The organism is Psychrobacter sp. ANT_H56B (assembly GCF_008369245.1).
Lineage (GTDB): Bacteria > Pseudomonadota > Gammaproteobacteria > Pseudomonadales > Moraxellaceae > Psychrobacter > Psychrobacter cryohalolentis.
Map to the genome: position 1 here is coordinate 49,199 of NZ_VOBF01000001.1, position 13,581 is coordinate 62,779.

At 44.3% G+C, this 13,581-nt stretch carries 9 protein-coding genes; 5 read left to right on the top strand and 4 right to left on the bottom strand.

Features of this window, described 5'->3' with window-relative positions; genetic code table 11:
- Window positions 1–34 precede the first annotated feature (34 nt).
- From FQ082_RS00220 to FQ082_RS00235, 4 genes are all read right to left on the bottom strand, one after another.
- Window positions 35–1,294 (bottom strand): MFS transporter, encoded by a 1,260-nt coding sequence (locus FQ082_RS00220; RefSeq protein ID WP_149491587.1) that lies wholly within the window; start codon window positions 1,292–1,294, stop codon window positions 35–37.
- A complete protein-coding gene (locus tag FQ082_RS00225) occupies window positions 1,294–3,099 on the bottom strand; it encodes an IucA/IucC family protein (protein ID WP_149491588.1) in 1,806 nt (601 codons plus the stop codon). The genes FQ082_RS00220 and FQ082_RS00225 overlap by 1 nt, the downstream gene beginning before the upstream one ends.
- 67 nt (window positions 3,100–3,166) lie before the next feature.
- On the bottom strand, window positions 3,167–4,402 hold the full coding sequence (locus FQ082_RS00230; RefSeq protein ID WP_149491589.1) for an acetyl-CoA carboxylase biotin carboxylase subunit family protein: 1,236 nt from the start codon (window positions 4,400–4,402) through the stop codon (window positions 3,167–3,169).
- Window positions 4,403–4,694: 292 nt separating this feature from the next.
- Window positions 4,695–6,890 carry a TonB-dependent receptor family protein gene (locus FQ082_RS00235; protein WP_149491590.1) on the bottom strand — a complete coding sequence of 732 codons (2,196 nt, stop codon included), beginning with the start codon at window positions 6,888–6,890 and terminating at the stop codon, window positions 4,695–4,697.
- A gap of 205 nt (window positions 6,891–7,095) precedes the next feature.
- Between FQ082_RS00235 and FQ082_RS00240 the strand changes: the two genes are divergently transcribed.
- The 5 genes from FQ082_RS00240 (at window position 7,096) to fecE (ending at window position 13,455) form a co-directional block, all read left to right on the top strand.
- Window positions 7,096–9,183, top strand: a complete 2,088-nt coding sequence (locus FQ082_RS00240; RefSeq protein ID WP_262498103.1) for a TonB-dependent receptor — start codon at window positions 7,096–7,098, stop codon at window positions 9,181–9,183.
- 73 nt (window positions 9,184–9,256) lie between these two features.
- Complete coding sequence (locus FQ082_RS00245; RefSeq protein ID WP_149491592.1) at window positions 9,257–10,348, top strand: ABC transporter substrate-binding protein; 1,092 nt, start codon at window positions 9,257–9,259, stop codon at window positions 10,346–10,348.
- A 42-nt stretch (window positions 10,349–10,390) separates the two neighbouring features.
- Window positions 10,391–11,467, top strand: a complete 1,077-nt coding sequence (locus FQ082_RS00250; protein ID WP_149491593.1) for a FecCD family ABC transporter permease — start codon at window positions 10,391–10,393, stop codon at window positions 11,465–11,467.
- A 189-nt stretch (window positions 11,468–11,656) separates the two neighbouring features.
- Entirely contained in the window at window positions 11,657–12,688 is a 1,032-nt protein-coding gene (locus FQ082_RS00255) for a FecCD family ABC transporter permease (protein ID WP_262498104.1), read from the top strand.
- Window positions 12,688–13,455, top strand: coding sequence for a Fe(3+) dicitrate ABC transporter ATP-binding protein FecE (fecE, locus tag FQ082_RS00260; protein ID WP_149491594.1), 768 nt, complete (start codon window positions 12,688–12,690; stop codon window positions 13,453–13,455). Before FQ082_RS00255 ends, fecE begins: the two co-directional genes overlap by 1 nt.
- The last annotated feature ends 126 nt before the right edge of the window (window positions 13,456–13,581 follow it).

The following is a 13,581-nucleotide window of genomic DNA, read 5'->3' on the forward strand; positions in this document are numbered from 1 at the left end:
ATGTTTTTAGAGTGATTTTTGTCTATAGTGCCCTCTACACAATACTGCTATATTTTTCTTGATATATTTTTATGGTTATTATCGCGATAACTGCCATCATTGCTGAGAGAACGAAAGGAGAGAGCAAACCAAATATCGGTACAAATAAAGTGACCGACAATCCTGCTAGCACGCCGCCCCATTTTGCTAGCGCATCATAGCGAGAGAATATTTTGCCGCTATGCTTAGACTGATTGGTATCCGCCATTTGCGCATGCAGGCTTTGGTAACACATAAACATGCCCACGCCAAATAGCATCCTAGCCAACCAAATCAAGAGAAGATAATCCGTCAAATGCAGCAAAACCGCACTTGCTAATACCGTAAAGCCAAGGCTTAAGGACATTGCTGGCAGGCGTTGGCTGATACGTCCATAGAGCAGCTGACAGATCAGATACATGACATGAGGCATGGCATATAACTGTCCTATTTGAGAAGTGCTAAGCCCAAAAATTTTGGCAAATGGCAAAAAATAGGGGAAAGTCGCTACCATACAAAAGGCCAAGAAAAACTGCAGCACCGATATAAACAGATAAGGATTGGCGAAAAAAGCTGTGCCCGTTATTGCTTGCACTGAGTGCTGAGTCTTCTTTTTATCGCTTTTAGCTGTGTTACTGTTAATGTTGTTGGTTTTGGTTCTTGTAGATGCTTTTGGCAATTCGGTAGTATTTGCGGTTGTGCCGATATTGCCTGCTGCGATAACGTCTTTCTTTAACGAAAAGCTGAGTAGTAATGCTAAGAGCGGCAGGATGGCAAGCACGCGATACAAACTTAACACCTCGTAATGGTGTACCAAAAAACCCAGCCCAATCGGGGCCGTAATCAGGGCAAGTCGTGCTGAGAATTGAGTGAAATTCAACACCTGTTTTAAGGCGTTTTTATCAGTGATACTGGTGGCTAAATATGCGTTTGAGGCAGCCATTGTCCCACCAAAAAGCCCCTGAACGCTCAGCCCTATGACGAGCTGCCATAAAGACTGAGAAAATCCGCATATCAAAAACCCCACCGTCAACCCCAACTCCGCCCGCAACAAGGATGTTTTGCGACCATATGTATCGGCAAAACGTCCCCAGTATCTGGCAGCGATGGCAGTCATTAGGGTCGGTAATATAAACAGCAAACCAACCCAGCCTGATTGCAATGGCGCATTTAGCTCTTGGAGCATGATTGGTAAAAACAGTGGCATACCTAACGCAGAAAACGCGGACAGGTAGTGACAACATAAGACGATTGCCACCATAATTCGATAGCTCATTAGGAATCCTGTTTGTGTCGCTGCATAAGTTTTAAGGTGTTGGGCGCTGATTTGCCATAGAACTTATTGATATCAGTCGCGCCAGATTGCTCTTTTGACAAAAGACTACCAGCAGACAATAAGTATTTGATATACCAGTGCTGGCTCTCTAATAAGACTTGCTTGGCAAGATGGATGTCGTAACCTTGTTTAGAGAGGCTGTGTAAGGTCGTATCAATACAGTCTATTAAGGTTTGATAGGCGTCATGACGGTTGATGATGTTATGGGCGCTCATCATCTCAATAATGGCAACGATGTCTAGCTGGAGCGTGATGGTCAAAAACATCTGCGCTAATGCCAACTCATCTTCAACGACAATACGTTGGTCTTTAATATCCTTTATGTCATTAATAGCACTGCTATTTATCACATCGCCTAAACTAACTTGTGCCATGCCAGCGTTAAATCGTGGTGGATAAAGGCGTGCAGAATCATTGTCTTTCATGAGCAAGGTCATCGTGCGGCTATGGTGATAAAAGACAATGACGGCATTTTGCTGATTGGCTTCTAACGCAATGCCGTATTTGATCCAAAGCGTCAAATGAACATGGCATAACAGATGGATGTACTCTTTTAACCAAAGCTTACTATCACCGTCATAAAACTGTGCAATTAAGTGGCTGATAAAGGGGCGACCATCAGGCATGACGCTGCCAAACGCCGCTACCGGTACAGGAGTTTTATTGGTTAGATTAATATCATCATAGCGCCTGACGATAAAGGCGAGAGTTTTATCATCGCCCATATGACCACCTAGGCTTTCATCGCAATGGGTGTAACACCCTTGCAGCGCGGCATCATTTTTTTCAATCAATCGTAAGGTGCGTTGAAACCAGTAACCATCATAAATGGTTGAAGGCTTAATTAAGCGCACGTTTTTATTGCCTAAGGTGCGGACGATGAGCGGTACTTTGATATGAATATTTGGCTCAGCACAGCACACTACCGTGCGCACAGATAAGGTTGGTTGTACGCTTAGCGCAGACTTGGGTGCCAATATAATTTGCAGCGAAGTATCCTTGAGAACATGCTGGTGCAGCAGCGGCAAGGTTAACGGATGTACTGGAAATAGGTGATGCGTCTGTTGGAGGTTCGGACTGAGACCGACGTCTGTAAAGCTTGGCCAAACATCAGGTAGCTTGGCGCTGACGGTGCTTAGAGCTTTAGAGATAGCAACCCAATGTAGGCTAAAGGTTGGTGCAAACTCTGGACTATAGGCTGCGATATCAAACGCGTCCAGACCAAGCTTGGCTCGGGCAGTCGGATAATAAGGGTGATCCAAATACGAGGCGACTTGATCGGCGTATAATAAACGCTCAGACCAGCTTGGGTATCCAGTAATATTGCGTTCAAGATTGCAGCGTTGAGACTCAAACCCTTGGCGCGCTAACGCTCGGTGTTCGGTAGCACAATCAAGCTCAAGCAGATAGCTGTCGAGCGCAGTCTCACAGGCATCTGGCAACTGTTTGAGAATGGCTACAAAATCCTGATAGTCATGCTTGATGAGGTAATCGCCTGAGTTTTTTTGAAGCCACATTGGGCTGGCAAGTTGCCAATATTGCATATAATCACTGGCTACAATCGGCAACCAGTCGGTTTGATTGGACGAAGTTATCTTTAGCCACAACTTCTGCTGTTTTAACACCTCTGGCAGATGAGAAAGATCAAATTCTGTTTCCATAATGGTGCTATCTGACAGCAAGCCATAGACGTCTTCGCGGATACAGGTGTTGATAAAGCGTTCGGTAATATATTGTTTGTCCATTATAAGCTCTCAAAATATAACAAGTTAAAAACTAAAAGTTAAATCGGTAAAAGTGGGTCTAAAATTTTTATGATTTAAACTGCCATTGCAAACTTGCTATGGCATCGCTTAGTACGTCATTCATGGTATTTGTGCAATCGGAATAAGCCAGTAGTCGGCTTAAATAGTCTTTATTAGAGTGGGTAATATGAATGGTTTGATGTTGTTTTTTTAGGGGCTGATGGATAATGACACTTTGTTGGGTTTGTTTTTTAAATGAGGCAGGAGCAGATCGAATCGTGCCAGATTGAGGTGCAACAATGTAATGAATGCGTGCATGCGTACTGATGGCGAGTGACCCGAACTCGGCCTCTAACTCAGCAATGCTGATCCCTTGATGCAATCTAACAATGGTATCAAACCAAGGGTAGTGCGCCATACCATGTAATAGAAACTCTCTACCATCGCCGATGCTGCGATAATTAATTTCAACCAAATGTACCTCGCCCGTTGGGGTAATAATAAACTCACTGTGACAGACGCCAAGCCCAACACCGATATCTTGCAGAATCGACAAACAGCGCTCACGGTACTGTACACATAAAGGCGTATTCCAAACCGCATCAAGCTCTACAAAATGTGGCGGTTCGGTCAATGTCACCTCAAAGCCGCCTACCGCCACCAAACGCTCACCATCTCCGAGTGTCTCTAACGTAATTAAGCGCCCAGCCACATAGGACTCAACCAAAATAGGCAGGGTTTTTGACTGCCAAAAACTTTGACAATAGCTGAGTAGCTCGTTTTTATTCATACAAAGCTGAACGTCTATGCTAGCGACGCCTTGCTTGGGTTTAGCGACCAGAGGAAAGCTGATGCTGAGATTCTCAAGGTGTAAATCTTTGGCGGTTAGCAGCTGATAGCCGGCTTGATATAAGTAAGCAGAATGCAGCTGTGTTCTCATTAAGTACTTGTCTTTAAAAACCAAGCAGTGACGCCAGTCTTTACTAGGCAAATGGAAAAATTCAGCGACCACAGCGGTTGCGGCTTGTAGATGGTCGCTATTACTAAAGACGAGATTGGGCAGGATATGATAATTATTTAAGGTATCAATGATTGCTAGAGGGTTAAATACATCGCATTCAAGGATGCTGATTTGCGCCCCTAAAGGCGTCGCTATTAACGCATCCATGTGTGCATCTTTATCATCGGTTATGATAATCAATTGACTGTCAGGTACGTGCCTCGATTTCAATAAGGCGGGGATAAAACCTTCAATAACTGCATCGTTGACCACATGAGTGATGAGAACCGTAGAACAAGTCATAGAGTTTTCCTTTCATAATTAACTATAAATAAAAACAAGCAGTACAATCTTTTATTGAACGTAATAATAATGATAATGATAATCATTTACAAGTAAGTTATGAAAATATTGTGCTATTAATGGCTGAAATCTACTAAAATTTTTTAAGAGAGGGGTTTGAGTGCAAAGGTAAGCAGTGAAATTTGATAAGAGAGACAAAGAGGTTGCAATGTTTTTTTTGAAATAAAAGCAAATCCATTTTAGATTTGCTTTTATCATTGCGAGGTATTTAAGAATTAGAGTTTATTAACCCTTAAAACTGATAGTTAAGACCTAACTTGTATGAACGTCCGGGCGCAGGATAGCGACCAACAGGACTGGTATCGATACCGCGGAAATAATACTGCTTATCAAATAAGTTATTAATCCCAAATTGAACAGACAGCTTTTCGTTTTTCGTGTCTTGCAATGTTTTTTGTAGACTCAAGTTCCATACTTGATAAGCAGGTGTCTCACCAATGCCGCCGTCTTTGCTTTCTGCTACCGTGTTGGCATTATCAGCATAAGCTTTGTCATAGTAAACGCCAGATAAAGTAGCGTTGTAATCTTGATGCTTATAACTGGCGTGCCAGCCCAACTGATGTGGCGAGCTGTACGGCAGTTGATTGCCTTCATCTGCCCCTTCTTTTAGCGTGGCATCAAGATAGTTGTAACTAAGACCTACATCTAGGTTTTTGAATGTTTTTGGGGTATAAGTAATCGCAGTTTCTAAACCTTGATGCAGGGTACGACCCACATTATCAAAGCTTTGCTCTGCGCTGTTCCATTGCAGCTGATCTTTAAAATCTATGCGATACAGTCCCAAATTAGCTTGCAGACTATCGGTGGTATAGCGTGTACCTATTTCATAATTCCATGCAAGCTCACTGCCTTCTTCACCGTTACCGCGAATATTGGCAATTTGCGGCGTTCTTAGCGATTTCTGCGCATTGGCATAAATCAGCCAAAGCTTGTCACTAGACTTGGTTAATGCATAAGACGTTGTCAGCCCAGGCAGCCACTCTGTGATGGTATTGTCTGTTTGCGTGTTATTACCAGCATCATTAAACGTCATTTTTGCATTCTCGTAACGAATACCGGGGGTAACTTTTAGGCGCTCATCCATAAAGCTCATCTCATCGCTAACATAAGCAGCCCATGCATCCGTTTGTAACTGCCAATCACGGGGCATGGTCGTCGTACCATCAGCAAGCTTGGTTTGCGTCAGTTTATAATCGATGTCTTCATTGACGTAGCGCACGCCACTGATGAGGTGATGTTTGATATTTTTGCTATCACCAATCTTCATAGAAAACTTCGGCTCTACGCCATAGACGTTAAACTCACGAGGGGAGGTACGCAGGCTGTCTGCTGCAATAGCAGGATCTGCCCAATGTATACCTTGTTTGTTCGCTTGTGAGTTAAATCCCCACTCGAAATTACGTGTGGCATGATGACCAAAAGTAGTGAGGTCTAATACTGCTTCATCACCGATATCCAAGTAATTTTTGTACTTAGCATGCCAGCGCGTTGATTTACCTTGATAAGCTTCAAGTGGGCGTTGACTCTGTCCAACATCTTGCTCATAGGCACCCGGCGAGAGCGCACCCGGCATTTCTGTATCAGCATCATAGTATTGCAAGAACCCTCCTAGTTCCTGATTATCATCAATATACCAAAGGGCTTTGGCTTGTAGGTTGGTAACTTCAGTGTCTGAGTGATCTCTAAAGCTGTCACCCTTAATACCATTGGCTTCTAGCTGTACTCCGAAATCATCATTTAACCAGCGGCTGTGACGAGCATATAAACTGGTCAATGGCTTACCATTTTGCTCAAAGACCGTTAAATTGGTACCAATCTCAGTTTGAGTCTCTTTCGCAATAGGTTTGGTGATGAGGTTTATCACACCGCCAACATTATTTGGACCATATTGAGTCGCAGCCCCGCCACGTACGACATCGATGCGCTCAAGATTATCAAGGGTTGCTGGAAAGATAGATTGACCGGTATGACCATAAGGTGCCAAGGTTAAAGGAATGCCATCCATTAAAAACTGCGCCTGTCCACTACGGCTGGCATGTAGACCACGTATGGATATATTAGGTAATACACCAGTCCCTGTTTCATCGTCAATTTTGACACCTGGAATAAACTGTAGCGCCCCGTCAATGGAGTTACTCACGGTTTTTTTAATAAAATCGTTGTCAATCACCGTACGATTACCGGCAAATGCTTTTACCTGATTAGCACTAGAATCACCTAACGTCTCTGCAGTGACAATGATTGGCGCAGCAGTAAAAGAAAGTACTTTTGTTTCTGCTTTATTATTAATGGAGCTAGTTGTAATGGAAGTGTCTGAGCGAGCCTCAACACTCGTTTTCTTACTAATGGGCGTCATCTCAGCGCTACTTTGTTGATAAATGCAAAACATAGCAAGACAAAGCGCAGAACGTTTAAAAATAATAACCATAACAATTCCAATTATTTAGCAGGTGTTTATGTCAGTCAAAGGTGAATAGTGTTACTAAAACGTTGCAATTATAAACAGTAATAGTTATCATTTGCAAAATTATTATCATTTATATGCTTAAGCATTAGTAAATACTGTTCAATAATTATTGATACTAAGCCACTGACAACCTCGCTCATTCCTTAACACATCTATGGATCTAATTATGTCTCACCATCAACCTAAACCCTTAGTGACTGCGGTTCGTGCTCAATTATTCCTCGCCATGATGACGACTGGTCTAACCATGGTGGTGAGTCAACAGGTTGCTGCTCAAGAGATAGCTATACAGCCATTAACAACACTGCCATCAACGACGCTAGCGCCGATTGTAGTCATGGCTAAAACCTATGAAGGTTATGCTGCTTATGCCCCAACGTCAGGGACCAAGACGCAGACCGAGTGGTTAGATGTGCCGCAGTCAGTATCGGTAGTGACTAAAACGGAGCTAGAGGATAGAGGCGCGGTGCGCGTGATGGATGCTATGAAAGGCGTCGCCGGTTTGAATAACACACTTGGCGAAGGTAGCCGAGACGAGTTTGTGCTGCGTGGATTCAATGGTTTAAACGATGTGTATAGCGATGGTATGCGTGATGATGGCAAATTGCAGTCCTATCGTAGCCTCGCCAATGTAGAGCGCGTAGAGGTGGTAAAAGGTCCAGCGGGCGCGCTGTATGGGCGTGGTAGTGCAGGTGGTATTATCAACCTCGTCAGCAAAAAAGCAGAAGGTAAAAACTTCGATAAGGTGCAAGCGCAAGTGGGTAGCGATGGCTTAGCCGTGGCGCGCGTCGATAGCTCGCATAAATTATCAAATACCGTCAATGCCCGTATCAATGCCGAATATCGCCGCAGTGACTCCTATGTCGATCATGTCGATTCAAATGATGTCTTTATCGCACCAACGGTACGTTGGCAGCCGACTGACCAGCAAACGCTTGATTTCTCCCTCGATTTTATGCGCCAGCACCTTGTACCTTATCGCGGTGTTCCGTCCAAAGATGGCAAGCCTGTTGATGTACCCCCTAATACTTTTTATGGCGGCACCAATGATTACCAAGATTCAGACACTTGGCATGCCAATGTCAATCATGAGTTTGATATCAATGATGATCTTAAATGGACCAATCGAGCTTCATACAGCCACATTACTTTAGAGCAAAAAGGCACCCGTCAATCATCTGCGGATGTGGTCAATGATAAGGTTGAACGTACTGTCAATAATTTTGGTTATGATCCACGCACCAGCAAAACCTTACAGTCTGAGCTTGCTTGGAATAAGGGCAGTCATGAGCTGCTATTTGGTGCCGATTATAATGACATTGATATCGATTTGACCCTTGCGACTGACAAAAATGTACCCCCCACATCTGCAACCAACCCCAGCGCTGGTCCAACGCCTAACCCAGGTTTCCCCGCATTTCGTAAAAATAGTACTCAAAGCGTTGGTGTCTTTGCCCAAGATGTCTATCATATTGGCGACTGGTCACTTGTCGGCAACGTCCGCTATGACAATATGCGCCTGAGTCAAAACGCTAATGGTAAGGACAGTGAGCTTAACGACGACAAATTCAGCTACCGAACAGGCGTCGTCTATAATTTTAATGACGCCACCTCCGCTTATGCCACTGTAGCGCGTTCATGGCAGCTGCCTTATTCAGGAACGTTTATTAATCCAAAGTTGGGCGCACTTTACCAGACCGACCTAAAAGAGATTGGGGTGAAAACGTATTTAAATAATGACGATATTATGCTGAATGCTTCTCTCTATCGCATTGATAAAGAAGATCCAAAAACCAATGACAATCGCGAAGTGACGGATAAAGATGAGTTCCGTCATCAAGGTCTAGAGTTAGAAGCTCGAGGTAAGCTCAGTGATAATTGGGATGTGTCGGCAGGCTATAGTTATCTTGATGCTGAAGATAAAAAAACGGGTCTGACGCCAAACGACGTACCGAACCAAACGTTCTCGTTATGGACCGCTTATCAACCTGCTGATCAATGGCGAATTGGTGGCGGTGTGAATTATATCAGTGACCGCTACGCTGGAGACGCAGAGGCAGTCGAACTAGCGGGCTATACGACCGTAGATTTAATGACTGCCTACAGCATGGGCAAACATAATCTGCAATTGAATCTAAATAACGCTCTCGATAAAGAATATGCGCTTGGGGCTACCAATGGCACCTCGGGCAAAAACCAAATTGGTCTTGGCGCGCCTAGAACGTGGCTATTAACCTATAACTACGAATTTTAACGAGTGCGTCTTAACGCCAAAATTTCATGTCCTTAGCGCCCAACCTATTTAATGATATTAAGAAAAGTTATTTATGAATCAACGTCCAAAGCTCACGCTTATTTTACCCTTACTGGTCATCGTATTGATTGTGGTTGGCGGTATTGTTTTTATTATGAATCAAAAAAACAATGTTACGGCAACGCCATCATTGAATGCTGATAACGGCACGTTGGCAGCAGCAGTTACTCAGCCAAATGACAATAGTAGCAGTAGCGACGATAATAACGTTCTTCTACTAACCGATGAAGAAATTAAAGCGCGTTTGCCCAATTTGAGCGACTATCCGCGGGATCCAAAGCGTATCGTAGTTTTGGAATACTCATTTTTAGGGGATGCTTTAGCGCTAGGACTTAATCCGGTTGGTATCGCCGATGATAATAAACCTGACAGTATTATTCCTGAATTTAATCAGCAGCTATCTGGCTATACCTCGGTCGGTTCACGTTATCAGCCAAGTCTTGAAGCCATCGCTGATTTAAAACCCGACCTTATCATTGCCGATGACGAGCGTCATACGGTCATCGCCGATGAGCTTAATCGCATTGCACCGTCGGTCGTGCTTAAAAGTCGCGGTGAAAGTTATGTAGAGAATATACAGACGGCGCAATTGGTCGGTCATATCGTACATCAAGATCAAAAAATGTCTCAAGTCATCAATACACATCTAAAAAAGATGGCAAGTTTAAAGTCGCAATTGGCGACAACTCCACTTGCTAACCACAGCGTGCAGTTTGCTATTATCAGTGATAAAGGCATGTGGCTGCATGGTCCAAGCTCGTACGCCGGTAGTTTACTCAATCATCTGAATATCAAAAGTCCGATTCCTGAGCAAACAGGTGAGGCGTATATCGCAACCAGTTTGGAGCAATTATTAGCGGCTAATCCTGATTGGCTATTAATTGGACGTTATAACGATCACACCATTTATGATGAATGGAAGTCCTCACCATTATTTGATCAGCTAACGGCGGTTAAAAACAATCAGGTCATCGAAGTCGATCCCAATTATTGGGCGCTCAATCGCAGTATGCAATCTGCTGAATATATGACAGCTGAGCTGCTTGAGATTGCTAAGCAAAAAGACAAAAAAAGTTCAAGTCCTTCTTTAAAAGAGTCAAATTAATGAGACATTGCACTACTGTCTTTTTAAAGCAAGGCGATTTTTATGGTTGAACCGCAACTGAGCTGCTCATCTTCTATATCCTTAAAACCCCATATTGCAAAGCGCCCGATAATACGGGCGTTATTATGGTGTGGGTTATTAGTCATTTTACTGATTGGCTGCTGGCAAGGGTTAACGGCATATTCAAAATTTGCCTTGTCGTTGACAGATTTATTTTCCTTATTGACACAGCAAAATGGTCAAGCGTCGCTAACTGCACAATTATTAATAGAGATTCGCCTACCGCGCGTGCTCGTGGCGATTATAGTCGGTGCCAATTTGGCGGTGGCGGGGTTACTAATGCAAGTGATGACCCGTAACTCACTGGCATCTCCTGCGGTATTGGGTATCAATGCAGGGGCAGCGTGCGTGGTTGCTTTATCCTCCATTGGTTTAGGATTTACCTTTTTAACCTCTACCTTTTTGCAAGCAATGGTTGGGGCAGTGCTCTCTTGTGCCCTCGTTGCAGGATTGGCGGGTTATTTTTCTGGGCGTCCGGTGCATCCTGTTCGTCTAATCTTATCGGGCGTTGCTATCAATGCGCTGCTGGTCGGCATGACACGCGCGGCGCTGATTACTACGGATGAGCAAGCTTATGGGGTACTGTATTGGCTAGCTGGCTCTATTGCCAATACGCGCTGGGAGTCCATTCCCATGCTAGCGGCTATATCGCTGCTGACCTTGGGTTATGGCTGGTGGCTATCACCTAAATTAAATGTCTTGGTGCTGGGCGATGATGTGGCAAGTAGCCTTGGGGTGAACCTGCGGGCATTACAGTGGTCGTGTGGGGCATTGATTACGATATTGACGGCTATCAGTGTGGCGGTCGCCGGTCCTATTGCCTTTGTCGGTTTGATTATCCCCCATGTTGCCAAGCGCCTGTTAAAACAGGTATCGAATATGGCTTATGAGCAGATCTTGCCATTGTCTATGCTGCTTGGCAGTATATTGATGGTGTGGGCGGATGTCTTGTCACGAGCAGTTGCTTATCCGGCAGAGACACCAGTGGGCTTGCTAACGGCACTTATTGGGACACCTGTTTTTATCGCGCTAGCATGTAGAAGACGACTCGATAGCTGATCGATATAGTCAGGGAAAAGTAATATCGATACATCAAGTACTGCTGATATTAATTTTTCTTGCTTGCTGTGCCTACGCAGACAGAGGCTGCAAAAAATTTATACCAGCAGTACTTTAGCGTTTTTGAGATATTTTAACTATAACTAAAAGCGATTCCAAATCCTATCCAGCAACAAAAGTAAGCAACGAATGACGATACAAACTAAAGCTTCTTCATCGCCCTCAAACTCACTATTTGGTCATAAGTCTGCAAGTAGGGCGGTGGTACTGATTATTCTGATGCTATTCATCCTTAGTGTGAGCAGCATCTTTTTTGGTGCCAGTGAATTAACGCTAGCGCAAATCTGGCAGCATTTAAAGCAAGGATTTGGCGGCGACAAAGACTTTATTGTGTGGCAGCACCGATTGCCGCGCACGCTATTATCAATTTTAGTGGGGGCAAGTCTTGGTCTATCAGGATCATTAGTACAAGGGGTCATTCGTAACCCGTTAGCATCTCCTGACTTAATGGGTATCAGTGCTGGCGCAGGGTTTTGCGCGACTTTGTTATTGGTTATGCTTCCTGCGGCACCAACGTGGTGGCTATCTGTCGCAGCTTTACTTGGCGGTTTATTGGCCTTTTGTTTTATCATGCTGTTGGCACAGATATCTCAGCCAACACCCGCACGCTTAGCACTGATTGGCGTCGCCATTAGTGCCTTTTTAGCCAGTGGGATTAATTTTCTATTGGTCATTTATCCAGTTGAAATTAACACCGCGATGATTTGGTTGACCGGTAGTTTATGGGGTCGCAGCTGGCAACATATTCCCATGCTAACGATAATATTTGCCGTACTGATGGCAGTTAGTATGTATTTAGCGTGGCGCTTGGATGTGCTAGGACTTGGTGAGGAGACAGCCTATCATCTTGGTGTGTCAGTCAAACCATTAGAATTTACCACATTAGTTATCGCAGTAGTGATTGCGAGCTTGGCAGTGTCGGTGGCAGGGACAGTCAGTTTTATTGGTTTACTCGCGCCGCATATCGCACGATTGCTCTTTGGGCATCAGCACCGCATCTTATTACCAGCGTCAGCGCTAATAGGCGCTATCATTTTAGTCACCGCAGATGTATTGGCACGCAGTCTGTTTGCGCCAATTGAGCTACCAGCTGGCGTCTTAACCTCAGTGATCGGTGCGCCTTATTTTATCTTTTTGCTATCGCGCTATAAGGGGTGGTGATGCTATCAGTGAATGAACTCCAGCTTGGCTATCATGGCGGACAGACAGTTATCAAAAACTTGTCACTTGAGTTGCCAGAAAATAAAGTCATTGGACTCATTGGTCCAAATGGTTGCGGAAAATCGACACTATTAAAAGGCTTGTGCCGGCTGATTCAACCTCAATCGGGCAGTATTCTACTCAGACAACAAGATATGGTGCAATTGAATAATCGTCAGATTGCCCGTCAGATATCCGTATTGCCGCAAGTACAGACCAACCCCGAAGGCTTGACTGTCAGACAGTTGGTTGAATATGGTAGAACGCCCTATGTCTCACATTGGGGTAAGCTGAGCGCGGCAGACAACCAGATAGTAGATAGCGTCATGTATGAGATGTCTATTCAATCTCTAGCTGAGACACCACTTGAAGCCTTATCTGGCGGTCAACAGCAGCGCGCTTGGCTCGCGATGGTTTTAGCACAGGATACGGATATTATCATGCTAGATGAACCAACTACCTATCTAGATATCTCTTACCAAATAGAGCTGATGCGGCTCATTCGGGAATTAAAAGACAACGGCAAAAGCATTATAGTTGTGCTCCATGACCTTAACCAAGCAGCAAGATATTGTGATTTATTGGTGGTGCTAAAGTCGGGCGAACTTCAAATGATGGGCACTCCTTGTGAGGTGGTGACGGAGGGGATGCTTGCTGACATATTTGACGTGCAAGCCAAAGTGATTACAGACCCTGTGGCAGGTTCACCAATGTGTGTGTATTTATAGCATGCCTGCGCCGCTATCTTTTATCAGCTGAGCACCATACATTTACAGCTGGCAGCAGGACTTAGAGCCTAAAACAACCAGACACCAAGCACCGACCAAAATACCTAATGAAGCTTCACAAATCGA

What these genes read in the sequence shown, in the direction of transcription:
- FQ082_RS00235 (WP_149491590.1), bottom strand. Translation starts at nt 6,890, where the DNA reads ATGGTTATTATTTTTAAACGTTCTGCGCTTTGTCTTGCTATGTTTTGC.
- FQ082_RS00255 (WP_262498104.1), top strand. Translation starts at nt 11,657, where the DNA reads ATGACGATACAAACTAAAGCTTCTTCATCGCCCTCAAACTCACTATTT.
- FQ082_RS00225 (WP_149491588.1), bottom strand. Translation starts at nt 3,099, where the DNA reads ATGGACAAACAATATATTACCGAACGCTTTATCAACACCTGTATCCGC.
- FQ082_RS00245 (WP_149491592.1), top strand. Translation starts at nt 9,257, where the DNA reads ATGAATCAACGTCCAAAGCTCACGCTTATTTTACCCTTACTGGTCATC.
- fecE (WP_149491594.1), top strand. Translation starts at nt 12,688, where the DNA reads ATGCTATCAGTGAATGAACTCCAGCTTGGCTATCATGGCGGACAGACA.
- FQ082_RS00220 (WP_149491587.1), bottom strand. Translation starts at nt 1,294, where the DNA reads ATGAGCTATCGAATTATGGTGGCAATCGTCTTATGTTGTCACTACCTG.
- FQ082_RS00250 (WP_149491593.1), top strand. Translation starts at nt 10,391, where the DNA reads ATGGTTGAACCGCAACTGAGCTGCTCATCTTCTATATCCTTAAAACCC.
- FQ082_RS00240 (WP_262498103.1), top strand. Translation starts at nt 7,096, where the DNA reads ATGTCTCACCATCAACCTAAACCCTTAGTGACTGCGGTTCGTGCTCAA.
- FQ082_RS00230 (WP_149491589.1), bottom strand. Translation starts at nt 4,402, where the DNA reads ATGACTTGTTCTACGGTTCTCATCACTCATGTGGTCAACGATGCAGTT.